19 protein-coding genes are annotated in these 23,487 nt (G+C 65.9%); 14 read left to right on the forward strand and 5 right to left on the reverse strand.

The genetic code is table 11. The features are described from left to right. The first annotated feature begins 11 nt into the window (after positions 1-11). Genes M1D32_RS13215 through M1D32_RS13225 form a run of 3 tightly spaced genes read left to right on the forward strand, consistent with a single transcriptional unit; the run spans position 12 to position 3,611 of the window. Entirely contained in the window at positions 12-1,595 is a 1,584-nt protein-coding gene (locus M1D32_RS13215; RefSeq protein WP_458779108.1) for an acyl-CoA carboxylase subunit beta, read from the forward strand. After that, positions 1,592-1,885, forward strand: coding sequence for an acyl-CoA carboxylase subunit epsilon (locus M1D32_RS13220; RefSeq protein ID WP_458779109.1), 294 nt, complete (start codon positions 1,592-1,594; stop codon positions 1,883-1,885). Before M1D32_RS13215 ends, M1D32_RS13220 begins: the two co-directional genes overlap by 4 nt. Before the next feature lie 40 nt (positions 1,886-1,925). Next, complete coding sequence (locus M1D32_RS13225; protein ID WP_458779110.1) at positions 1,926-3,611, forward strand: DUF885 domain-containing protein; 1,686 nt, start codon at positions 1,926-1,928, stop codon at positions 3,609-3,611. Positions 3,612-3,716: 105 nt separating this feature from the next. Here M1D32_RS13225 and M1D32_RS13230 read toward each other — a convergent pair whose 3' ends face one another. After that, positions 3,717-4,367, reverse strand: coding sequence for a hypothetical protein (locus tag M1D32_RS13230; protein ID WP_458779111.1), 651 nt, complete (start codon positions 4,365-4,367; stop codon positions 3,717-3,719). A gap of 500 nt (positions 4,368-4,867) precedes the next feature. Between M1D32_RS13230 and M1D32_RS13235 the strand changes: the two genes are divergently transcribed. The 7 genes from M1D32_RS13235 to M1D32_RS13265 all read left to right on the forward strand — a co-directional run bounded on the left by M1D32_RS13235 (position 4,868) and on the right by M1D32_RS13265 (position 13,526). After that, complete coding sequence (locus M1D32_RS13235) at positions 4,868-6,310, forward strand: dicarboxylate/amino acid:cation symporter (RefSeq protein WP_458779112.1); 1,443 nt, start codon at positions 4,868-4,870, stop codon at positions 6,308-6,310. Between the two features lie 158 nt (positions 6,311-6,468). Further along, the gene (locus M1D32_RS13240) at positions 6,469-7,155 is read left to right on the forward strand and encodes a TetR/AcrR family transcriptional regulator (protein ID WP_458779113.1); all 687 of its coding nucleotides are present in this window, start codon (positions 6,469-6,471) and stop codon (positions 7,153-7,155) included. A gap of 18 nt (positions 7,156-7,173) precedes the next feature. After that, the gene (locus tag M1D32_RS13245; protein ID WP_458779114.1) at positions 7,174-9,696 is read left to right on the forward strand and encodes an MMPL family transporter; all 2,523 of its coding nucleotides are present in this window, start codon (positions 7,174-7,176) and stop codon (positions 9,694-9,696) included. 9 nt (positions 9,697-9,705) lie between these two features. After that, positions 9,706-10,350, forward strand: coding sequence for a Maf family protein (locus M1D32_RS13250; RefSeq protein WP_458779115.1), 645 nt, complete (start codon positions 9,706-9,708; stop codon positions 10,348-10,350). Between the two features lie 130 nt (positions 10,351-10,480). Next, positions 10,481-12,295, forward strand: a complete 1,815-nt coding sequence (locus M1D32_RS13255) for an acetyl/propionyl/methylcrotonyl-CoA carboxylase subunit alpha (RefSeq protein ID WP_458779116.1) — start codon at positions 10,481-10,483, stop codon at positions 12,293-12,295. Positions 12,296-12,313: 18 nt separating this feature from the next. Beyond that, positions 12,314-12,754: a YybH family protein gene (locus tag M1D32_RS13260; RefSeq protein ID WP_458779117.1), complete on the forward strand. Its 441-nt coding sequence runs from the start codon at positions 12,314-12,316 to the stop codon at positions 12,752-12,754. Positions 12,755-12,785: 31 nt separating this feature from the next. Next, positions 12,786-13,526 (forward strand): glutamine amidotransferase, encoded by a 741-nt coding sequence (locus M1D32_RS13265; protein ID WP_458779118.1) that lies wholly within the window; start codon positions 12,786-12,788, stop codon positions 13,524-13,526. Positions 13,527-13,584: 58 nt separating this feature from the next. On the opposite strand, the gene M1D32_RS13270 is transcribed toward M1D32_RS13265, so the two are convergent. Further along, positions 13,585-14,997: an MFS transporter gene (locus M1D32_RS13270; protein ID WP_458779119.1), complete on the reverse strand. Its 1,413-nt coding sequence runs from the start codon at positions 14,995-14,997 to the stop codon at positions 13,585-13,587. Positions 14,998-15,274: 277 nt separating this feature from the next. On the opposite strand from M1D32_RS13270, the gene M1D32_RS13275 reads away from it, so the two are divergent. Genes M1D32_RS13275 through M1D32_RS13285 form a run of 3 tightly spaced genes read left to right on the forward strand, consistent with a single transcriptional unit; the run spans position 15,275 to position 20,542 of the window. Further along, positions 15,275-16,747 (forward strand): MFS transporter, encoded by a 1,473-nt coding sequence (locus M1D32_RS13275; RefSeq protein WP_458779120.1) that lies wholly within the window; start codon positions 15,275-15,277, stop codon positions 16,745-16,747. Between the two features lies 1 nt (position 16,748). Beyond that, entirely contained in the window at positions 16,749-18,989 is a 2,241-nt protein-coding gene (locus tag M1D32_RS13280) for a molybdopterin oxidoreductase family protein (protein WP_458779121.1), read from the forward strand. Continuing rightward, a complete protein-coding gene (locus M1D32_RS13285) occupies positions 18,986-20,542 on the forward strand; it encodes an FAD-dependent oxidoreductase (RefSeq protein ID WP_458779122.1) in 1,557 nt (518 codons plus the stop codon). Before M1D32_RS13280 ends, M1D32_RS13285 begins: the two co-directional genes overlap by 4 nt. 10 nt (positions 20,543-20,552) lie before the next feature. On the opposite strand, the gene M1D32_RS13290 is transcribed toward M1D32_RS13285, so the two are convergent. The 3 genes from M1D32_RS13290 to M1D32_RS13300 all read right to left on the reverse strand — a co-directional run bounded on the left by M1D32_RS13290 (position 20,553) and on the right by M1D32_RS13300 (position 22,558). Further along, on the reverse strand, positions 20,553-20,738 hold the full coding sequence (locus M1D32_RS13290; protein WP_458779123.1) for a PspC domain-containing protein: 186 nt from the start codon (positions 20,736-20,738) through the stop codon (positions 20,553-20,555). Between the two features lie 11 nt (positions 20,739-20,749). Continuing rightward, the gene (locus tag M1D32_RS13295) at positions 20,750-21,010 is read right to left on the reverse strand and encodes a hypothetical protein (protein WP_458779124.1); all 261 of its coding nucleotides are present in this window, start codon (positions 21,008-21,010) and stop codon (positions 20,750-20,752) included. 132 nt (positions 21,011-21,142) lie between these two features. Beyond that, positions 21,143-22,558, reverse strand: coding sequence for an NAD(P)H-quinone dehydrogenase (locus M1D32_RS13300; protein ID WP_458779125.1), 1,416 nt, complete (start codon positions 22,556-22,558; stop codon positions 21,143-21,145). 106 nt (positions 22,559-22,664) lie between these two features. Between M1D32_RS13300 and M1D32_RS13305 the strand changes: the two genes are divergently transcribed. Beyond that, on the forward strand, positions 22,665-23,483 hold the full coding sequence (locus tag M1D32_RS13305) for a purine-nucleoside phosphorylase (RefSeq protein ID WP_458779126.1): 819 nt from the start codon (positions 22,665-22,667) through the stop codon (positions 23,481-23,483). Positions 23,484-23,487 lie beyond the last annotated feature (4 nt).

The raw sequence follows: 23,487 nt of genomic DNA on the forward strand, positions 1-23,487 counted from the left end.
GAGATACTTTGATGAGCCACGATCTGACAACGACAGCGGGAAAGATCGCCGATTTCCGCGACCGCCAGGCCCGTGCCGAACAGCCCTCCGGTCCCGAAGCGATCGAAAAGCAGCACGCCCGCGGCAAAAACACCGCCAGGGAACGCATCGCCCTCCTGCTCGATGAAGACTCATTCGTGGAATTCGACGCCCTGGCAGTACACCGCTCCACCGCATTCGGCATGGAGACGAAGAAGCCGCTGGGCGACGGCCTGGTGTCCGGGTACGGCACGGTGGACGGGCGCCCCGTCGCCGTCTACAGCCAGGACTTCTCCGTTTACGGCGGCTCCCTCAGCCAGGTCAACGGCGAAAAGATCGTCAAAGTGCAGGAGTTCGCGCTCCGCAACGGCTGCCCCGTGGTGGGCATCCTCGACGGTGGCGGAGCCCGGATCCAGGAAGGCGTGGCCTCATTGGCCATGTTCGCCGATATCTTCCGCAACAACGTCCACGCCTCCGGCGTGGTGCCGCAGATCTCGCTGATCATGGGCCCCTCCGCCGGTGGAGCGGCCTACTCCCCCGCCCTTACCGACTACGTGGTGATGGTGGACAAAACCTCGCACATGTTCATCACCGGCCCGGATGTCATCAAGACCGTCACCGGCGAGGACGTGGACATGGAAACCCTGGGCGGCGCGCGCCAGCACAACGCCACCACGGGCACCTCCACCTACCTTGCCTCCGACGAAGCCGACGCCATCGAATTCGTGCGTGAACTGCTGGACTTCCTGCCCTCCAACAACCTCTCCGAGGCACCCGTGCTGGAACACCAGCAGGAGCTGGACGTCGACGACGACGACCTCGCCCTGGACACGCTGATCCCCGATTCGGCTAACCAGCCCTACGACATGCGCAGCGTTGTTGAGCAGATCGTGGACGACGCCCACTTCCTGGAAATGCAGGCCCTGTACGCCCCCAACGTGATGATCGGATACGGCCGGGTGGAGGGCCACACGGTGGGGATCGTGGCCAACCAGCCCCTGCAGTTTGCCGGCACCCTGGACATCGCCGCCTCGGAAAAGGCAGCCCGCTTTGTCCGCCACTGCGACGCGTTCAACATCCCCATCATCACCCTGGTGGACGTCCCCGGGTTCCTGCCCGGCAAGGACCAGGAATTCCAGGGCATCATCCGCCGCGGCGCCAAGCTCCTGTACGCCTACGCCGAGGCCACCGTCCCCAAGCTCACCGTCATCACCCGCAAGGCATATGGCGGCGCCTACATCGTGATGGGTTCCAAGAAGCTGGGTGCCGACCTGAACCTGGCGTGGCCCACGGCGCAGATCGGCGTCATGGGCGCACAGGGCGCGGTCAACATCCTGTACCGCCGCGATCTCGCAGCAGTTGCCGACGCCGGCGGAGACGTCGAGGCCCGGCGGGCTGAAGTGATCCGGCAGTACGAGGAAGAGCTCCTGAACCCTTACCAGGCAGCCGAACTGGGCTATGTCGACGCCGTTATCGCCCCCTGCGAGACCAGGACGCAGATCATCAAGGGGCTGCGTGCGCTCCGCGACAAACGCGCCAGCCTTCCCACCAAGAAGCATGGGAACATCCCGCTGTGACCCCCACCGGCTCCCAACCTTCGCACGCTCAGTCCGGGCCCCTCGCCCACGGAGGCCCTGCAGATGTCGAGCCTGCCGAAAACACCGCTCCTGCCGCTCCCCTGCTTTCTGTTGTCAAAGGCCAGCCGACGGCCGAGGAACTGGCGGCACTGACCGCCGTCGTCCTTTCCCTGGGAGGCGGGGAGCCCGCACCCGCCGGCAGGCCGTCGGTGCGGCACTGGGTGCGCCGGCAGCAGTTGCGGCTGGCCCCCACTCCCGGGCCCGGGGCATGGAAGCGAAGCCGCGGCTGAAAGGCGGACCTTCCCGCATTCCGGGCGATAGTCTCGGAGTGTGACTACAGACACTGCTCCCGCTGCCCGCCAGAAAACCCGCATCGATGCCGTCGCGGACCATTACACGGAAACGCTCATCAGGCTCAATCCGTCCTTCGCCACCACCCTCGGCGTGCCCGGGCATGAGACCGAATTCCAGGACTTCTCCCCCGCCGGCATCGCGGAGTTCGCGGAGGCTGCGCGGAAGGCCCTCACCGACCTTGAGGGACTCGAGCCCGAGGACGACGTCGACGCCGTCACCCTTGACGCCATGCAGGAGCGGCTGGGCCTGCAGCTGCTGATCCATGCCTCCGGCTGGGAGTACGCGGACCTGAACAACATCGCCTCCCCCGCCCAGGACATCCGCGCCATCTTCGATCTCATGCCCACGGAAACAGAGCAGGACTGGCAGCACATCGCCGGCCGCGCATCTAACGTTCCGGGGGCTGTTGCCGGGTACATGGACTCCCTGCGGCAGGCGAGGGATGCCGGCAAAGTTGCTGCGGCACGCCAGGTGAACATCGTCATTGAGCAGACCACAAAGTACGCCGCCGAGGACGGTTTCTTCGCGAAGCTGGCCGCCGGAGCATTCACCGCCGCCGGGCCCCTGCCCGCCGCCGTTCAGGAAGAGCTCGACGCCGGGGCTGCCGCCGCCAGGCGCGCGTACGCCGGACTGGCGGAGTTCCTCCGGACCGAGCTGCTGCCCGCCGCGCCTCAAAAGGACGCAGTCGGCCGCGCCCGCTACGCGCTGGCCTCGCGTTCCTTCCTTGGCGCAACCGTGGACCTGGAGGAAACCTACGCCTGGGGCGTGGAAGAACTTGACCGCCTCATCGCCCAGCAGGAAGAGGTGGCCCACGCCATCAAGTCCGGCGCCTCCATCGCCGAAGCCAAGGAAATCCTCAACAACGATCCGGCGCGCCAGCTGAAGGGAAAGGAAGCCCTACGGGAGTGGATGCAGGGACTCTCGGACAAAGCCGTGGCGGAGCTGGCCGGCGTCCACTTCGACATCCCCGACGTTATGAAGAAGCTCGAGTGCCTCATCGCTCCCACCGATGAGGGCGGCATCTACTACACCGGCCCGTCCGACGACTTCAGCCGCCCCGGCCGCATGTGGTGGTCCGTGCCCGCCGGCGAGGACACGTTTACCACCTGGGCCGAAACCACCACCGTGTTCCACGAAGGAGTCCCCGGCCACCACCTCCAGGTGGCCACGGCCACCTACCGCCGCGAACTGCTGAACAAATGGCGCCGGAACGTCTGCTGGACCTCCGGCCACGGCGAAGGCTGGGCGCTCTACGCCGAGAAGCTGATGCAGGAGCTGGGCTACCTGGACGATCCCGGCGACCACATGGGCATGCTGGACATGCAGCGGATGCGCGCCGCCCGCGTGGTATTCGATATCGGCGTCCACCTCGAACTCGAAGTCCCCGAACGCTGGGGCTCCGGCACCTGGACCGCGGACAAGGGCTACGCATTCCTGAAACAGAACCTCCCTATCAGCGAAGGCCAGCTCAACTTCGAGTTCACCCGCTACCTCGGCTGGCCGGGACAGGCTCCCTCCTACAAAGTGGGCCAGCGCCTCTGGGAACAGATCCGCGCAGAACTCGAAGCCCGCCCCGGATTCGACCTGAAGGAGTTCCACACAAGGGCTTTGAACATCGGCTCCGTCGGCCTGGACACCCTAAGTCGCGCACTGCTTTCCTGACTTCGGTCCAGGCCATCGTTGGCACCCTACTGCGATTATGCGTATGGGTTCACGGCGACTCCTCGTGACGTGCTGCGTTCCGTCGCGGTCGCGCGTTCTCTTCAACTAAGAGTTTTGCCGGCCACCGTCGGCGAGTCGGTAGGCCGTGGACCCGTCGGGCAAGTGATGGTAGGCGATAAGGTGTGCCAGAGCGGCAACACAAAGCGCGATACCGGTCATTTCCATAGTTTCTTCGATCAGGGTAAGCAGGAAGAATTGCCACGGCAGGGCTTCTCCCTGGATGAACATTCCGGACAGGGTTTCGGCCCCGACGCCGCCTCCGATAAAGACCGCTCCAGCAGCAAGGAGTCCTGCCCGCGTGGTGCGGGGCAGTGTCAGGACCATTCTCAGCAGTGATAGAACGACCAAGCCGGCGATCAGGACCCCCGGGATGACCCAAGTGAATCCCAACTGCACGGGAAGGTACTTGCCCAGTTCGTTTCCAATCACATCGAGGCGCTCGTGCAGTTCCAAGGTCTCGTCGATGGAGAGGTAAACGCAGACAACCGAGAACAGGGACCAGGACTTGCGGTGTCGGGAAGCATGGCGTGCAAAGTACCCGGCGAGGATTCCTGCGCTTATCCACAGCCCGGCGCTGAACCAGGTCGGAACATTTATTTCACGCCCTAGATCGAAGTACCAGAACCAGAACCGGAACGTCTCGACGTTCTCCGGCGATGACACTTGGGTGGCCAGCGCCAGAAAGCCGCTAACCATGCTCAGGATGCCTACCGGAATCATCAGGTAAAGGAAGGACCGCCAAAGGCTGATCCTCCTCCAGGATGTCTCTTCCGCGGAACCTGCCGGTACCGGTTCACCTTTTTCGGAGTCCAGAGCCTCTGCTGGATCCTCCGTTGGCAGGGTGGAACCGCTATTTCCTGGAAAGATTGAACGCATCCCGAAATCCTAGCGGCAACGCTTGGGAGTGCGGAGATCATTCCACATGGCATCGCTGCGCCACCGGTAGCTCAGGCATTCTTTCTTGTTTGCTGCTGTCCATCGGATCTTAGGTGCCCGCTCCGCCGACGGGACCGTCCTGCGGACGGCAGCACACCCCAACAGGGAGACATTAACCACAGACCCGCCGGGAATACTTAACAAAGCGCCTTGAGACCCTTGATATCACGGGGAAGTTTGGCTTTTGACGAAATTGGGGACGCGTAACATTTCTCAATGTTCGTTCGCCGTGATATGGACGCAGACCCTAACGTATTCGGGTGAGCACTCAAACCCGCCCCTCAGAATCCGCAGGAAAGACCGGCTTCCAGCTCCCCAAGTGGGCTGGCTCGTTCGGCTTCCAGATCATCGCCGCCCTCATCGTCGGGCTTGGCCTCGGCCTCCTGGCCAAGTACACCGGAAGCACCAAAGCCAGCCCCAACGGCCTCGGCGCAACACTGCAGACCATCGGGTCCAGCTATGTTTCCCTGCTGCAGACCGCCGTCGTACCCCTGATCTTCACCGCAGTCGTCAGCTCCATCTCCAACCTGCGCCAGGTGTCCAACGCCGCCAAGCTCGCGTGGAACACCCTGCTGTGGTTCGCCATCACCTCCCTAATCGCCGTGCTGATCGGCATCGGCCTGGGTGTCCTGCTGCAGCCCGGCGCCAACACCGGCATCACCGAGGAGGCCAAGTACTCCGGCAAGTCCGGTGACTGGTGGGCCTTCCTGGTAGGCCTCTTCCCCAAGAACTTCCTCGGCCTCGGTGCCAGCTCCACCGTTGCCGAATCCGGCGCCGTCACCACCTCCGTCAGCTTCAACGTGCTCCAGATCCTGGTGATCGCCATCGCCGTCGGTGTTGCCGCACTCAAGGTGGGCAAGGCCGCCGAGCCGTTCCTGAACCTGAACGCCTCTGCTCTGGCCGTCATCCAGAAGGTGCTGTGGTGGATCATCCGCATCGCCCCGCTGGGTACCGTGGGCCTCATCGGCAACGCCGTGGCTGTCTACGGCTGGGACACCATCGGCTCGCTGGGCAAGTTCACCTTCGCCATCTACGTAGGCCTGGCCCTGGTCCTCTTCGCCGTCTACCCCATCCTGGTCCGCACCCATGGCCTGTCGGTCAAGCAGTACTTCTCCGGCGTGTGGCCGGCCGTCCAGCTGGCCTTCGTCTCCCGCTCCTCGGTGGGCACCCTGCCCCTGACCCAGCGAGTGACTGAACGCAGCCTCGGTGTCCCCCGCGGCTACGCATCCTTCGCCGTGCCGCTGGGCGCCACCACCAAGATGGACGGCTGCGCGGCAATCTACCCCGCCATCTCCGCCATTTTCGTCGCACAGTTCTTCGGCATCCAGCTCGACTTCAGCCAGTACCTGCTGATCGCACTGGTATCGGTCCTGGGCTCGGCCGCAACGGCCGGCACCACGGGCGCGGTCGTGATGCTCACGCTGACCCTGTCCACGCTTGGACTGCCGCTTGCCGGCGTCGGCCTGCTCCTCGCCATCGATCCCATCCTGGACATGGGCCGCACCGCGGTGAACGTCGCCGGCCAGGCGCTCGTCCCCACCATCGTGGCCAAGCGCCAGGGCATCCTGGACGAGCAGCTGTACAACGCACCCCGCAACGGCACTCCCTTTGTTGACGACGCTGCGGACACCGCCGCTGCCGCTCCGTCCGACGGAACGTCCACGGACACCACAACTCGTGAACTTGAGGACGCGAAGGCCTAACGGTCTCTGCTCACCCCTGCGGTAGAAAAGTCCCCGGGAATTTTCCCGGGGACTTTTTTATGCCGTCAACAGGTCAGCGGCCGCCGATGACGAATGCTCCTGTGAAGCACTCACCCAAAAACTTGCCCAGGGTGCAAACTTGCACGTAGTGTAAGAGTGTGAACACTTCCCTCAGCCCCACCGCTCCCTCGTCCGCCGGCCCTTCCCGGCGCGAGTTGAACAAGGCGGCCACAAGGCAGGCAATCACCGAAGCTGCCCTGTCACTGCTGCGAAGCCGTGGCCCCGGAAGTTTCACTGTGGAGGACATCGCCGATGCTGCGGGAATTTCGCGGCGCACCTTCTTCAATTACTTCAGCAGCACCGACGCCGCTCTCGCTTCCGTCACCCACGGCTTCCTGGACAATGCCATCCAGCAGTTTCGGCTCCGCCCGGCCGAGGAACCGATCCTGCAGTCGGCCCAGGCAGCCCTAATGGCCCTCGCAGATCCCATGACCGTGGCTCCGCTGGCTGAGCTGTTTACGCTTACCCAGCAGAGCACCCTGATGTCCCACTCCGAACTTGAAGCGTGGGACCACTGCAGGGAACAAATCACAACGGTGGCCCGGGAACGAGCGGGCGGAAGGCCCGGGGCGATGGACGAGCTTTACCTCCGCGCCTTGGCCGGCTCCGTGATCTCCTGCGGCAAAGCGGCCATGGAAGTGTGGTTTGCCCGCCGCGGTGCCGACCTCTCGCCGGCATCGCTCGCCGAACTCCGGCAACTGCTCATCGACGCCATGGCGCTCCTGGGGTCCGGTTTTACGGCCACGCCCCCTTCCTCTTCTTCTTCCGACTCCCGTTCCTCCTGATCAGATCGGTTTCCCTTCATGGCACTGCTCCTTTACCGCCTGGGCAAGTTCTCCTACCGCCGGCGTTGGCTGGTCATCTCGCTGTGGCTTGCCGCCCTGGTGGCCGTGGGTGGTTCGGCCGCAGCCTTCCACGGCACGCTGTCCAACAACTTCCAGATTCCGGGCACCGAAACCCAGCGCATCGCGGACAAGCTGAGGGAAGAGCTTCCCTCAGCATCCGGCGGCACCGCCACTATCGTTTTTGAAGCGCCTGACGGCGGGTTCACCGCCGAAAGCCGCGCCGCGGTCACCGACGCCCTGAAGAAGCTCGAGGCCGTTCCGAACGTCCGCGGCACCGTTGATCCGTTCGCCACCCAGGCGCAGGTTGACCAGGCCGGACAGGCCATTACCGACAGCGAACAGCAGCTTGCCGCAGGCCAGGCACAACTGGACGCCTCCCGCGCAGAGCTGGACGCCGGCAAGGCACAGCTCGCAGCCGCCGAACAGCAACTTGCTGCAGCCGGCGCCCCTGCTGCGCTTATCGAGGCGCAGCTTGGCCAGCAGAAAGCCGCACTGGCTGAAGGACAGGCAAAGCTCGACGCCGGAGCCCGGGAACTGGAAGCCGGCCAGGCGAAGCTGGAGCTGGGCAAGCGCCAGGCAGAAGCATCCTCGGCCATCCGGTTCGTCTCGGAGGACGGCCGCGCCGCTGTCGCGCAGGTACAGTTCAACACCTCCATCAACGGCCTGAGCCCCGCGGTCCGCCAGCAGGTCCAGGACATCGCCCATGAAACGTCCGCTGCCGGGGTCACCGCCTACGCCAGCAAGGAAATCACCGAGGACATCTCCGAACTCTTCGGCGCAGCAGAGATCATCGGCATCGCCGTCGCGGCCCTGGTGCTGATCATCATGCTGGGCACGCTGATCGCCGCCGGGCTGCCGCTGCTTATGGCAGTAGTGGGTGTCGGCGTTGGCGTCGGAATCACCTTCGCCCTCTCCGGCCTCTTCGGCATGAGCTCCATCTCCCCCATGCTGGCCCTCATGCTGGGCCTGGCCGTAGGCATCGACTACTCACTGTTCATCGTCAACCGGCACCGGACGCAGCTCCTTGCCGGCATGGCACAGGAGGAATCGGTAGCCCGCGCCACCGGCACATCAGGAAACGCGGTGGTATTCGCGGGCCTCACGGTGATCATCGCCCTGGCCGCCCTGGTAGTGCCGGGCTTGCCCTTCCTCACCGTGATGGGCCTGGCCGCGGCCGGAACCGTGGCCGTAGCCGTGCTGGTGGCCATCACGCTCACTCCGGCCATGCTGTCCCTGATCGGCCGCCGCATCATCTCCCGGCGCGCGTGGGCCAAAGCAGAAGCCCATAATGCCCAACCTGGCCATGAAGCTGCCGATGAAACCCAGGACCGCGAGCGCAGCACCCGCGGCTGGGGCGGCCTTGTCACCCGGCACCCCGTGCTGGCACTCCTGGCCGGTGTGCTCCTCCTGGGCACGCTCGCCCTGCCCGCCACGCAACTGCAGCTTGCACTGCCCGACGGCGGTTCCGAGCCAGTGGACTCCGAGGCTTACCAGGCCTATGACCTCACGGCGCGCAGCTTCGGTGAAGGCGTCTCCGGCCCCATCGTGGCCGTCGGCGAGTTCCCCGCCGATCTGGACGAGGCCCAGGCACAGGCGCTCCAGTACGACGTCGCGGACAAGCTCCGCGATGTGGACAACGTGGTGGCCGCCGTACCCGTCGCCCTCAGCGACGACCGCCGCACCGCAGTATTCCAGGTCATCCCCAAGGAAGGCCCGGCCAGCGCCAGCACCGTGCAGGTGGTCTCCGAACTCCGGGGCCTCAATGACGACATCCAGTCCGAGCACAACGTGGCGATGGGCCTGACTGGCCAGACCGCCGGCAACGTGGATGTCTCGACGAAGCTCGGTGACGCCCTGCCGCCCTACCTGGCGATCGTCGTCGGGCTTTCCCTGGTGCTCCTGCTGCTGGTGTTCCGCTCCATCGTTGTCCCGCTGCTCGCAACGGGCGGCTTCCTGCTCTCGCTCGCCGCTGCGTTCGGGGCCGTGGTTGCCGTGTACCAGTGGGGCTGGCTGGGCGGCGTGTTCGACGTCGCCAACCCGGGTGCCGTGCTGAGCTTCCTGCCCATCATCCTCATCGGCGTGCTCTTCGGCCTGGCCATGGACTACCAGGTGTTCATTGCCTCCGGAATGCGCGAAGCGTACATGCACGGTTCCTCCGCCAAGCAGGCGGTCCAGGTGGGTTTCCGGCATGCCGCAGCAGTAGTGGCGGCGGCAGCAATCATTATGGTCAGCGTCTTCGCCGGCTTCATCTTCAGCCACCTCACCATGGTGCGGCCGCTTGGCTTTGCGATGGCGTTCGGCGTGCTGCTTGATGCCTTTGTGGTGCGCATGACGATCGTTCCTGCCGTGATGTACCTGCTGGGTGAAAAGTCCTGGTGGCTCCCCCGCTGGCTGGACCGGATCCTGCCGGACGTCGATGTGGAGGGCGCCAAGCTCAGCGGGCCCGAGGCAGCCCCTGTGCCAGGCACGCTGGTCCACTAGGCTTAATCCGTGGTCCGCCTGATTCTCGCCTCCCAGTCCCCCGCCCGTACCAAACTCCTCGCCGAGGCCGGCATCCGCCATTCCGTTGTGGTGTCGGACGTCGATGAGGACGCGGTCCAGGCGCGGTACGGCCTCACCGACCCCCACGACACCGCCCTGCTGCTGGCGCGGGCGAAAGCCGAGGCGGTGGCTGCGCTGCCGGAAGCGGAGGGGGCTCTGGTACTGGGGTGCGACTCCGTCTTCGAGTTCGAGGGGGAGGCGCACGGCAAACCGTACACCGCCGCCGTCGCCCGCGAACGCATGCTGCGGATGAGCGGCAACACCGGCGTGCTCCATACGGGACATTGGCTGGTGGACTGCCGGGACACAGACCCCGACGACGGCGCGGCCCCGGGGACGGGCGCAACCCTCGGCACGGTAGCCTCCGCCGAGGTCTCCTTCCTTGACATGGATGCGGCGGAGATTGACGCCTACATCGCCACCGGCGAGCCCCTGCACTGTGCCGGGTCCTTCACCATCGACGGCCTGGGCGGGGCCTTCATCCGGAAGGTCGACGGCGACCCGCACACCGTCGTCGGCCTCTCCGTCTCCACGCTCCGCGCTTTGCTGGCCCAGGCGCAGGTGCGCATCACCGAGCTCTGGCAGGCTGCGTAAAGGGATGCGATTTCGGGACGTCTTGTAGCTTCCCTACAAAGCATGGCCTCTTTACACGCGGATTCCGCAAGTAATATCGGCGGAACCCACAAAACCGCGCTAGGCTCCCTGAAGGAAAGAAGGAGACGCCTTGTCAGCAAATTTGGAGCAGTCCGCACGTCCCACGCAGTCGACCCTCACAAAGGTGCTGATCGCCAACCGCGGTGAAATCGCGGTACGCATCATCCGCGCCGCCCGTGATGAAGGCATCGCCTCCGTTGCTGTCTACGCCGACGCAGACCGCGACGCGCTGCACGTCCGCCTTGCTGACGAAGCCTACGCGCTGGGCGGAAACACCGCCGCCGAGTCGTACCTGGTGATGGACAAGATCATCGACGCCGCACGCCAGTCCGGCGCCGACGCCATTCACCCCGGTTACGGCTTCCTGGCCGAAAACGCCCAGTTCGCTGCCCGTGTGATCGAGGCCGGCATCACGTGGATCGGCCCCTCCCCCGAGGCCATCTCCGCCCTCGGCGACAAGGTCCAGGCCAGGCACATCGCAGAGAAGGTGGGCGCGCCGCAGGTGCCCGGCACCGCGGACCCCGTCAAGTCCGCCGAGGAAATCCTTGACTTCGTGGACCAGTACGGGCTACCCGTGGCCATCAAGGCCGCCTTCGGCGGTGGCGGGCGCGGCATCAAGGTTGCCCGTAGCCGTGACGAGATCCCCGAACTTTTTGAATCCGCTGTCCGTGAGGCCACCGCTGCCTTCGGCCGCGGCGAGTGCTTCATCGAGCGTTTCCTGGATGCGCCCCGCCACGTGGAAACCCAGTGCCTGGCGGACGCCCACGGCAACGTTGTGGTGGTCTCCACCCGTGACTGCTCCCTGCAGCGCCGCAACCAGAAGCTCGTGGAGGAGGCCCCGGCCCCGTTCCTTACCGAGGAGCAGAACCGCCGCCTCTACGAGTCCTCCAAAGCCATCCTGAAGGAGGCCGGCTACCTGGGCGCCGGAACCTGTGAGTTCCTCGTGGGCCAGGACGGCACCATCTCCTTCCTTGAAGTCAACACCCGTCTGCAGGTGGAGCACTGTGTGTCCGAGGAAGTCACCGGCATTGACCTCGTGCGCGAGCAGTTCCGCCTGGCCCGCGGCGAGGAGCTCGGCTACGGCGATCCCGAAGTACGCGGCCACTCCATTGAATTCCGCATCACCGGCGAAGACCCGGGCCGGAACTTCCTGCCGGCCCCGGGCACGCTCCGGGTCCTGAAGAACCCGACCGGCCCCGGCATCCGCATTGACTCCGGGGTGGAGCAGGGCGATGTGATCAGCGGCAACTTCGATTCCATGCTGTCCAAGCTCATCGTGACCGGTGCCAGCCGGCCGCAGGCCCTGCAGCGCGCCCGCCGCGCCCTCGAAGAGATGGTCGTTGAGGGCATCCCGACGGTGATCCCCTTCGATCTCGCCGTGGTCTCGGACCCCGCATTCGCGCCGGCCGAAGGCCCCTTCCGCGTCCACACGCGCTGGATCGAGACCGAGTTCGTCAACAACCTCCCGGCCTGGACCCCCGACGGCGGCGCCGGCACCGATGCGGACGCCGACGAGCGGCAGCGTGTGGTGGTTGAAGTTGGCGGCAAACGGCTTGAGGTAGTGCTGCCTGCCTCGCTCGGCTCCCTGGGAACCGGCGCCGCCGGCACTGCGCCCAAGCCGGGCAAATCGAAGAAGCGCTCCCGCTCGGGCGGTACGGCAGCAGCCACCGGCAATGCGCTGACCTCCCCCATGCAGGGCACCATCGTCAAGGTGGCCGTGGCCGACGGCGATGTTGTGGCCGAGGGCGACCTCGTTGTGGTTCTTGAGGCGATGAAGATGGAGCAGCCGCTGACGGCACACCGCTCCGGTACCATCACGGGCCTCACCGCCGCACCCGGCGAAACGGTGTCAGCCGGCGCCGTCATCGCCACCATCGAAGACTAGCAAGCGCCGGAGGCCCCCATGCTCGCACCCAGTTTTGAAGAAGAAGTGGACCGCTACCACCTGGCCGTGCCCGAAATCACCCGCGGGAACCCCGGACCCGTCAAGGACCTGTACTCGCAGCTTGACGACGTGACGCTGGCCAACCCGTTCGGCGGCATCGCCCGCGGCTGGGCGCAGGTGGAAGCCCGGCTGGACCAGGCCGCCCGACAGTTCCAGGACGGCGAGATGCTCGGGTTCGACACCATCACGTCATACACCGCGCGCGACACTGCCTTCCTGGTGGAGACGGAGCACTTCCGCGCGAAGCTGGACGGTGCCGCCGTGGCCGAGGAGTTCGCGCTGAGGGTGACCAGCGTCTTCCGCCGCGAGGAGGGGTACTGGAAACTTGTGCACCGCCACGCCGATCCCGCTGCCCGGCCGCAGTCCCGCAGGTCCCTGAGCCAGCCCGCCAACAGCTGACAGGTTGCGCCGGAAAAGGCACACTTAGCAGATGTTGCCTTTCCTGCTCCTGGCGTCCAGGGCCGAAGACTCCGCTGCCGAGGACGAATACGCCGCCTATCTCCGTTACGGCGGGCTGGAGCCCCGGGAGCTTCGGCGCATCCGGCTCGAGGCTGCTCCCCTGCCTGAGCTGGACCTTGCGGATTATTCGGGGGTGATCGTGGGCGGCAGCCCGTTCACGTCCAGCGACCCGCCGGAGGACAAGACGCCCACGCAGCACCGGGTGGAACGTGAGTTGTCCGGCCTCCTGGACCAGCTGGTGGAACGGGATTTCCCGTTCCTCGGGGCCTGCTACGGCGTTGGCACCCTCGGGACGCACCAGGGCGCCGTGATCGACAGGACGTTCGGTGAGCCACTCGGCGCTGCGGAGATTGAGCTGACGGACGCAGGCCTGGAGGATCCGGTGCTCAGCGGGATGCCCAGGACATTCACCGCCTTCACCGGGCATAAGGAAGCCTGCACGGTCCTGCCGCCGCACGCCGTGCTGCTGGCCCGGTCCGCCGCCTGCCCGGTCCAGATGTTCCGCATCCGCCGGAACCTCTACGCCACCCAGTTCCACCCCGAACTGGACGTGGACGGGCTGGTGACGAGGATCGACATCTACCGCCACGCCGGCTACTTTCCACCGGAGTCGGCGGAGGAGTTGATGGCACAGGCCCGGCAGTTCACCGTCACCGAGCCGATGAACATTCTCAAGAATTTTGTGGCCCGCTACGCCTCGGGCGGCGCATAGAAATGCCCGGCGGGTCCGCAGACCATGCCGGGCATTTTCAATCAACTAAGCGGCGATATCAGGCCACGTTGTTCTCATAGTCCACGTCTCGGGTTTCCTTGCTGACGAACAGGGCGATGAGGGTCAGCACGGACATGGCGGTCAGGTAGATCCCCACCAGCACCGGGCTGCCGTCGGCGAGTTCCCACAGCGCCACGGCAATGAACGGGGCGACTGCCGCGCCCAGGATGCTGGAGAAGTTGTAGCTCACAGCCGAACCTGTGTAGCGCACGTTCGTGGGGAACAGTTCCGGCAGCAGCGCACCCATCGGACCGAAGGTCAGGCCCATGAGGGAGAAGCCGATGACCAGCAGGGCCATGGTGCCCACGAAGCCGCCGCTGAACAGCGGGACGAAGAGCAGGCCAAAGACGAAGATGCCGCCGGTGACCGCAAGGAGCATCTTGCGGCGGCCGTACTTCTCAGCCAGCGGGCCGGAGACCAGCGTGAAGATACCGAAGAACACAACGCCGGCGATCAGCATCCACAGGAAGTCGTTGCGGGTGTAGCCCAGGCCGGGAACGAAGGCCGCCGCGGCAGCGTCCGTCATCGGCCGTCCGGCCTTCTCGGCAGCAGCCCTGGCAGCTTCGAGGCTGGAGGGGCGCGTGCCGTAGGTCAGGGTGAACGTGGTCATCAGGTAGAAGAGCACATAGGTGGCCAGCATGATGAACGTGCCGAGGATCAGCTGGCGCCAGCTGGTCTTGAACACCCGGCCCAGGGGCAGCTTGGCAACCTCGTTGGACTCGATCACCTTGGTGAAGGCAGGGGTTTCGATCAGCTTCAGGCGGACGTAGAGACCGATGATGACCATCACGGCGCTGAGCAGGAACGGCACGCGCCAGCCCCAGGACTGGAAGTCGGCCGGGGAGAGGGCGTAGCTGAAGACCAGGAAGATCACGTTGGCGATGATGAAGCCGATGGGGGCACCCAACTGCGGGAAGGTGCCGTAGATGGCGCGCTTGTTGGCCGGAGCGTTCTCGGTGGCCAGCAGCGCGGCACCGCTCCATTCACCACCCAGGGCCAGGCCCTGGGCGAAACGCATCACCACGAGCAGTGCCGGAGCCCAGAATCCCCAGCCGGGGACGAGCGCGGTGGGCAGGCAGCCGATCAGGAACGTGGCAATACCCATGGTCAGCAGCGATGCCACCAGGGTGCCCTTGCGGCCGAACTTGTCGCCGAAGTGGCCAAAGACGATGGAACCCAGCGGGCGGGCGACGAATGCCACGCCAAAGACGGCAAAGGAGCTCAGGAGCTGGGTGGTTTCGTTCTGGTTGGGGAAGAACAGCTGCGGGAAAACGAGCACGGCCGCAGTGGCATAGACGTAGAAGTCATAGAACTCAACCGTGGTGCCGATCAGGCTGGCAACGATCACGCGGCCGCGTGAGTTCACCGGCTGCGGTGCTCCGGGCACTGTGGAGGTATTGGGGGATGACATAGGTAAACGCTTTCGTGAGAACCGGCCAGGCCGCGCCTTCAGGCCCGGCTCGAAATAGTTAGAGTTCAATATTAGTTCCCGCGGTCCAGTCAATGGACGAAAGGTCCACTATCCGGACGTGTGCCCTGCGTCTCACTTTGTGGCCCTCTACCCGTGCCTCACGTCCCTCCCGGGCCGACGATAGGCAAATGTCACAGCGCGTTAACAAACATCGTCTGTCCGCGAAACGCGGCGTCCCTACCTTGGAGGAACAACATCCCCCCGAAGGAGGTACCCCGTGACTGTTGACCGCACCGCTGATGCCGGCCCCGGCAATTCCCTTGATCTGGACGAAACCGCAAGGCCCGGAACCGCCGCATCCGCCAGCGAACAGCCCGGCTCTACCCGCAGCACAGACGCACCTGTCCTTGAATTCCGCCCCGGCCGCTGGATCGCCAACTGGGACGCCGAGAACAAGGAACAGTGGGAATCCGCAGGCCGCACCATTGCGCGCCGCAACCTGAACTGGTCAATCTTCGCCGAGTTCCTCGGCTTTGTTGTATGGCAACTCTGGTCCATCGTGGTGGTCCAGCTGCCCGCTGCAGGCTTCAACTTCTCCACGTCCGAAATCTTCTGGCTGATCTCCATGCCCAGCCTGGTGGGCGCAACCCTGCGCATCCCCTATACGTTCATGGTTCCCCGCTTCGGCGGCCGCAACTGGACCATCGTGTCCGCGCTGCTGCTCCTGATCCCCTCCATCGGCCTGGCACTGTGCGTCTCCAACCCGGAGACCCCGTTCGGTGTCATGCTGCTCGTGGCGGCCCTGGCGGGCTTCGGCGGCGGAAACTTCGCCAGCTCCATGGCCAACATCACCTTCTTCTATCCTGCACGGGAAAAGGGCTGGGCGCTGGGCCTGAACGCCGCCGGCGGCAACATGGGAGCCGCCGTCGCACAGCTCGCTGTCCCGATCGTGATCACCCTGCTCGCAGTCGGCACCGTCAACCTGCCCATGGCCGGCTGGATGTGGGTGCCGTTCATCCTGGTGGCAGCCTTCGGCGCCTGGAAGTTCATGGACAACCTCACCAGCGCCAAGGGTGACATCGCGGGTTCAGTGGCAGCGCTGAAGGAACCGCACCTGTGGATCATGGCGCTGCTGTACATTGGCACCTTCGGCTCCTTCATCGGCTTCGCCGGTGTGTTCCCCAAGCTCATCAAGGACTACTTCCCTGCCTTCTCCTCCATCGGAGTCGGCACCGTGGCACTCTCGCTGGCCTTCCTCGGCCCGCTGGTCGGCTCCCTGGCACGGCCCTACGGCGGACGCATGGCCGACAGGATGGGCGGGGCACGCATGACCGTGGCTGCCTTCGCTTCCATGGCCATCATCACCCTCACAATGATCTGGACCCTGCCGCTGAAGAACTTCTGGCTCTTCCTGGTCCTCTTCCTGATGCTCTTCACCGCCAGCGGCTTCGGCAACGGCGCAACCTACCGGATGATCCCCATCATCTTCGCCACCTCCAGCCGGGCAGCGAAGTCCGGAGCCAGCACCGTACAGACCCAGCGGCTCGCGTCCTCCGCCCTCGGCCTCATCTCGGCCATCGGAGCTTACGGCGGCTTTGTGATCCCCCAGGTGCTGAACGCCTCCAACACGGCCAGCGGATCCTACACCCCGGCCTTCTACGGTTTCGTCGGGGCCTACGTCCTGATGCTGGTTGTCTGCTGGGCCTTCTACATCCGCAACGCCAACCGAAATGCGATGGGACACGTCTAACATGACCAAAAGCGCCGATACGCACTGCCCATACTGCGCCCTGCAGTGCGCCATGACGCTCACGTCTCCAGCGGAACTGGTCCCGGCTTCCCAGCCGGGGCCAGTCCCCGTGACTGTACTGCCCGCCCCGGAATCCCCCGCGGCGGCACCCGTCGCCCTTACCGCACTCCTGGAAGTGAGCGGACGGGACTTTCCCACCAACCGCGGCGGCCTCTGCCGCAAGGGCTGGACCTCCGCCACCCTTTTGAACCACCCGGGCCGGATTACGGAGCCGCTCCTGAAGGGCGCTGACGGCGTCCACCGCCCCATCAGCTGGGACCATGCCCTGGACCTTGCGGCCTCCGCCGTCAGGGACGCCCGCGCCCGCTACGGGCGGGACTCAGTGGGCGTCTTCGGCGGCGGCGGCCTCACGAACGAAAAGGCCTACATGCTGGGCAAGTTCGCCCGGCTTGCCCTTGGAACCTCGCGTATCGACTACAACGGACGGTTCTGCATGTCCTCGGCTGCGGCCGCCGGGATGCGGGCCTTCGGTGTTGACCGCGGCCTGCCCTTCCCGCTCGAAGCCCTGGACACCGCCAGCACTATCCTGATGCTGGGTTCCAACGTGGCCGAAACCATGCCGCCCTTCGTCCAGCACCTGAAGGGAACGCGCGACGCCGGCGGGCTGATTGTGGTGGATCCGCGCCGCTCAGCCACGGCTGCCTTTACCGCCGACGGCAGCGGCCTCCACCTCCAGCCCCTGCCGGGCACCGACCTCGCCCTCCTGCTGGGCATCTCCCACGTCGTCATCCACGAAAACCTTGCGGACACCACCTACCTCGAGGAACGTACCTCTGGCTACAGCGCCGTGGCCCGCAGCGTGAACTCCTTCTGGCCGGAACGGGTGCAGTCCATCACCGGTGTCCCGGCGGAACTCATTCGTGAAACAGCACGCCGGCTCGCCGAGGGTGCACGACAGGGCGGCAGCTACATCCTCACCGGCCGTGGCGTGGAGCAGCATGTGGATGGCACCGATACCGCCACGGCTGCCATCAACCTCAGCCTCCTGCTCGGCCTGCCCGGATCGGCCCGCAGCGGCTACGGCACCCTCACCGGCCAGGGCAACGGCCAGGGCGGCCGGGAGCACGGCCAGAAGTCGGACCAACTCCCCGGCTACCGCAAGATCACTGATCCCGGCGCCCGCGCCCACGTAGCAAAGGTGTGGGGCGTCCCGGAAAACCTGATCCCCGGTCCCGGCCTGCCGGCAGTCCAGCTGCTTCAGTCACTGGGAAAGCCCGACGGCATCCGCTGCCTTTTTGTCCACGCCTCCAACATCGCGGTGGCCTCCCCCGACGCCAACGCCGTCATCAACGGCCTGCGAAGCCTGGACTTCCTGGTGGTCTGCGACTTCTTTATGTCCGAGACTGCGGCTGAGGCGGACCTCATTCTTCCCGTTCTGCAATGGGCGGAGGAGGAAGGCACGCTGACCAACCTCGAAGGCCGTGTCCTCCGCCGCCGCCGCGCCCTCACCCCGCCAGCCGGAGCCCGCAGCGAGCTCTGGATCATGGCACGGCTGGCTGAAGCCCTCGAAGCGCCGTCCACGTACAGCGAAGACCCGGAAACAGTGTTCGAGGAACTCCGGCTCGCTTCAGCCGGCGGACTTGCAGACTACTCCGGCATCGACTACGCCATGCTGGACCGCGGCGAAGCGGCCTACTGGCCCTATCCGTCGGGCAGCAAGGGAACCCCACGGCTCTTTCAGGACAAGTTCGCCCACGCCGACGGCAAAGCCGTGATGACCCCGGTGACGCCCCGTCGGCGTGCTCCCGCTGCTCCCCCCAGCGGGGATGGCACTGCCCCGGCCGCGAAAACCATGACCCTCATCACCGGCCGCCTCCTGGAGCACTACCAGTCCGGCACGCAGACCCGCCGGGTGGCTGAACTGCTGGAGGCCCGGCCCGAGGCCAGGCTGCAGCTCCATCCGGCCGCTGCGGCCGGCATGGGCATCACCGAAGGCGTGCTCGTCTCGGTGGCCAATGAACGCGGCGAGGTTCTATGCCGGGCTGAGCTCAGCACTGCAATCCGCCCGGACACGGTCTTCCTGCCGTTCCACTTCCCCGAACTCGAGAGCGCCAACCGCCTCACCGAGGCCGCCACGGACCCCATCTCCGGGATGCCCGAATTCAAGTTCAACAAAGTCTGGGTCCGGCCGGTGGCCGCACCCGTTTCCACCAACGTGCTTCAAATGACGGAGGCCTCATGAGCGAGCAAGTTGTCGTCGTAGGATTCGGGCCCGTGGCTGCCCGGCTGGTTGATGAACTCCTGCCTGCGGTCCGGAGCGGTCACCTGAATCTCACGGTGGTGGGCGCCGAAGCGGAAGCCGCCTACAACCGCGTGCTGGTTGCCGACCTCGGCGTGGGGCGGACCACCGTCGACGCCCTCGCCCTTTCCGACGCCGATGCCCTGGCTGCAGAGGGCGTAGACGTCCGGCTTGGCGTACGCGTGCGCCGCGTGGACCGTGCCAGGCAACAGGTCCTCCTGTCCGACGGTGCCGTGGCGCACTACGACCGGCTGGTTTTCGCCACCGGTTCGCGTCCGGTGATTCCCAACCTGACCGGCATCAACCCGGATCCCACCTCGCCGGTCCTCCCTGCGGGGGTTACTGCGCTCCGCGACCTCCGTGATGCTGAGGTGCTGCGCCGGGCGGTGGACGGCGGCAAGCGGGTGGTGGTCCTGGGCGGCGGCGTCCTGGGACTGGAGACGGCCCTGGCTGCGGCGGAAGAAGGCGCCACCGTCACGGTGGTCCACAACGGACCCCACCCGCTGGGCCGCACCATCGACCGCGGCGGCGGAGCCGTCCTGGCTGCCAGCCTCCGTCGCTGCGGCGTCCGGATGGCCGGCAACGCACGCTCCACCGGGGTGGAGCACAATGGGCCCGACGGCGGATTCTCGGCCCTGCTGCTCGACGACGGCTCCGCGATCGACGGCGACCTCCTGGTCATCTCGTGCGGCGTCCGTCCCCGGACGGAACTGGCAGAGGGCTGCGGGCTCTCCACCTCCGTCGGGATCCTGGTGGACCACCGGCTCCGGGCGCACCACGAACCCCACATCTTCGCCATCGGCGACTGCGCCGAAGTCCGCTGCCCCGATCCCGACTGCGCTGCCTGCCGCAACGCCAAGGGGCCCTCGGGCCTGGTCGGCCCGGGCTGGCGGCAGGCGGAATGGCTGGCCGAGTACCTCACGTTCCTTGCTGGGAACACTGAGGAGGAAGCCGCCCTGCTGCCGGAACTGCCGGCCGAGCAGGCTGGGGTGATCGTCCTGAAGGCACGCGGCATGAACATGGCAGTGGCCGGGGACAACACTGCTGAACCGTGGGACGAGGAGATCCTCACGGCCGGCGCCGTCAACGGCCGCCCGCGCCTGCAGATTGCCCAGTGGGCGGACCCGGAACATGGCCGTTACGTGAAAATGACTACCCGGGGCGGCGTGCTGGAGGGCCTTGTGGTCGTGGGCATGCCGCGGACCGCGGCCGAGCTGGTGGGACTGTTTGAACGGGGCGCGGAACTTCCCGCCGACAGGTCGCTATTGCTCCGCCTCGACGGGCCGGACCAGCTCCCGGGTGCGGCTGCGGACCCGCAGGGAACCGTCTGCCGGTGTGCGGGCGTCAGCGGGGCCGCCATCGCGGACGCGGCGGAGGAAGGCTGCTCAACCGTGGCCGAAGTGTCCAGGGCAACCCGGGCCGGCACCGGCTGCGGCGGCTGCCACGAGGACATCAAGGGGCTGATCGAGAAACACTTTTCCCCAGCCGCACCCTGACCCCGGGCTGTTACACAGGTGACTTCGGGATAAGGATCCAGAGCGCGATATAGACCAGTTCGCCGATCCCCACCAGGCCGAAGATCACAAAGCCCAGCCGGACGAGGAATTTCGGGAGCCCGAACCGGGCTGCAAGGGCAGCGCAGACGCCGCCGATGATCTTGCCGCTGCGGGGACGGACGAGGGCTGTTGTCATGACCTGTTCCCCTAAGCTTCCCTGCCGGAGGCGCCGCCGGAGCTGAAGTCCCCGTTGGCTACCGCCTCCGCGTAGCGGGTGAGGTCCGGTCCGGGCTGGAAATCGACGAACTGGTCCTTCAGCTGCTCAAAAAGGAACTTATACACCTCGTCCTTGTCCGCGTTGGACAAGGTGGACGCTGCCTCCCGGACCGCTTCCTGCAGGGCCCTGTCAGCGTCGAGCAGGATCTTCTCCCGGGCCTGCTCGTTCCATGTGACGTCCTTCAGTTCCACGGGCTTCTCCTTGCGTCGGTGGCTGATGCAGGGACGGCCGGAAATTCCTGATGAAATTCCCGGCCGGTCCTTTGAGGAGTCTATGCAGTTGTTAAGGGAGCGGTCCAGACTCCCGGTGCGGGTTCAAACCATTTACAGGTGGACGTGCAGGCGGCGCGCGGCCTCGGAGATGGATCCGGTCAGGGACGGGTACACGGTGAAGGTGCTGGCGACGTCGTCCACGTGCAGCTTTTGCTTGACGGCGATGGAGATCGGGAAGATCAACTCGGAGGCGTTCGGCCCCACCACGACTCCGCCGATCACCGTGCCGGAACCCTTCCGCGCGAAGATCTTCACAAAGCCGTCCTTGTGGTTGCGCATCTTGGCGCGGGCATTGCTGCGCAGGGAAAGCTTGACCACATCGCCCTGGTACTTGCCGGAATCGATCTCCGCCTCGGACACCCCTACGTTGGCAATCTCAGGCGAGGTGAAGATGTTGGACGCCACCTGGTGCAGCTTGAGCGGGGTGACGGTGTCGCCCATAAAATGGGCCACCGCGATGCGGCCCTGCATGGCGGCCACTGACGCAAGCGGCAGCACCCCGGTGCAGTCGCCCGCGGCGTAGATGTTGGGCGCCGAGGTCCGGGAGACGCCGTCCACCTTGATGTGGCCGCTCTCGCTGAGTGCCACGCCGGCCTCGTCGAGTCCGATGCCGGCGGTGTTGGGGATGGAGCCCAAACACAGCAGACAGTGGCTGCCGGTGACCTTGGAGCCGTCGCTGAGGGTGACCACAACGCCGTCGTCCGTCCGTTCCACGGCTTCGGCGCGGGAGCGGGACAGGACCCGGACGCCGCGGCGCTCGAACACTTCCTCCAGCACGACTGCGGCGTCCACATCGGATCCCGGAAGTACGCGGTCGCGGCTGGAAATCAGCGTGACCTTGGAGCCCAGGCCGTTGTACGCGGAGGCGAACTCGGCCCCGGTCACGCCCGAACCCACCACAATCAGTTCCTCGGGCAGTTCGTCGAGGTCGTAAATCTGCGTCCAGTTCAGGATCCGGTCGCCGTCCGGGCGCGCCGTGGCAAGCTCACGCGGATGGGCGCCCACCGCGAGGAGGATGGTGTCAGCCTCGACCGTCTCGGTGCCCTCGGCCGTGAGGACCTCGATGGTGTGGTCGTTGAGGAGCCGGCCGGACCCGGTCAGGATGCGTACGCCCTGCTGGACCAGGCCGTCGTGGATGTCCCTGGACTGGCTGCGCGCCAGGTTAAGGAGGCGGTGATTGATGTGTTTGAGGTCCGCACGCATCACGGGCACAAAGTCGCCGCCGTCGACGTCGAACTTCACGCCCAGCTCCCCCGCCTCGGCGACGCGGGTCATCAGGTCCGCCGTGGCAATGAGCGTCTTGGACGGTACGACGTCGGTCAGCACCGCTGAGCCACCCAGCCCCGCCCGTTCGATGATCGTCACCTGCGCTCCGAGCGAGGCGGCCACCATGGCGGCTTCGTATCCGCCGGGACCACCTCCCAGGATTGCGATCCGGGGTGAGCTGAAATCTGGATGCGTAGTCACAAAAAACCATTCTCCTGCATCCGCAGCCGGACCACCAAAGAAAACGGTCTCTGGCCGATCCGGCCAAAGGGTGGGCGCGCAGCAAGCGGCAGGATAACTTGTACCAGTGAGTACAACAGACTTCCTGAAGACCGATCCCTTCGCTGCCGCACGCGCCGCCGCCGAGTACATTGCCGAGGAAACAGGCGTGGACAGCCACGACGTCGCCCTTGTGCTTGGCTCGGGCTGGGGCGAGGCAGCCGACCTCATCGGCGAAACCACCGCCACCCTCTCAGCCGAGGAGGTCCCCGGCTTTCACGCTCCCGCTGTTGTTGGGCACGTGGGCACCATCCGCTCGGTGCTCACCAAGGAGGGCAAGCGGGCGCTGGTCCTGGGCGCGCGGACACACTACTACGAGGGCAAGGGCGTCCGTGCCGTCGTGCACGGCATCAGGACGGCGGCGGCTGCCGGCTGCAGCACCCTGGTGCTTACCAACGGGTGCGGCGGGCTGAACGAAAACTGGGCTCCCGGGACACCGGTGCTGATCAGTGACCACATCAACCTCACTGCCGCCTCACCCCTGGAGGGCGCCACGTTCGTTGACCTGACAGATCTCTACTCCGCCAGGATCCGCGGACTGGCCCGCGAAGTTGACGCAACCCTGGAGGAGGGTGTCTACGCCCAGTTCCCCGGCCCGCACTACGAGACACCGGCCGAAGTGCAGTACGCGAAGCGCATCGGGGCCGATCTGGTGGGCATGTCCACGGCGTTGGAGGCCATTGCGGGACGCCACGCCGGGATGGAAGTCTTTGGTATCTCGCTCGTCACCAACCTTGCCGCCGGCATCAGCCCGCAGCCCCTCAGCCACGAAGAAGTCCTTGAGTCAGGGCAGGCTGCAGGCCCACGCATTTCCAAACTCCTTGCCGAAATCATCGGCAAACTCTGAACCA

The sequence above is a fragment of the Arthrobacter sp. D3-16 genome (assembly GCF_054408515.1).

Bases quoted from the DNA above. Each gene is read 5' to 3' on its own strand.
- M1D32_RS13285 (WP_458779122.1), top strand. From the start codon at position 18,986: ATGAGCGAGCAAGTTGTCGTCGTAGGATTCGGGCCCGTGGCTGCCCGG.
- M1D32_RS13260 (WP_458779117.1), top strand. From the start codon at position 12,314: ATGCTCGCACCCAGTTTTGAAGAAGAAGTGGACCGCTACCACCTGGCC.
- M1D32_RS13270 (WP_458779119.1), bottom strand. From the start codon at position 14,997: ATGTCATCCCCCAATACCTCCACAGTGCCCGGAGCACCGCAGCCGGTG.
- M1D32_RS13290 (WP_458779123.1), bottom strand. From the start codon at position 20,738: ATGACAACAGCCCTCGTCCGTCCCCGCAGCGGCAAGATCATCGGCGGC.
- M1D32_RS13280 (WP_458779121.1), top strand. From the start codon at position 16,749: ATGACCAAAAGCGCCGATACGCACTGCCCATACTGCGCCCTGCAGTGC.
- M1D32_RS13265 (WP_458779118.1), top strand. From the start codon at position 12,786: ATGTTGCCTTTCCTGCTCCTGGCGTCCAGGGCCGAAGACTCCGCTGCC.
- M1D32_RS13245 (WP_458779114.1), top strand. From the start codon at position 7,174: ATGGCACTGCTCCTTTACCGCCTGGGCAAGTTCTCCTACCGCCGGCGT.
- M1D32_RS13215 (WP_458779108.1), top strand. From the start codon at position 12: ATGAGCCACGATCTGACAACGACAGCGGGAAAGATCGCCGATTTCCGC.
- M1D32_RS13230 (WP_458779111.1), bottom strand. From the start codon at position 4,367: ATGGTTAGCGGCTTTCTGGCGCTGGCCACCCAAGTGTCATCGCCGGAG.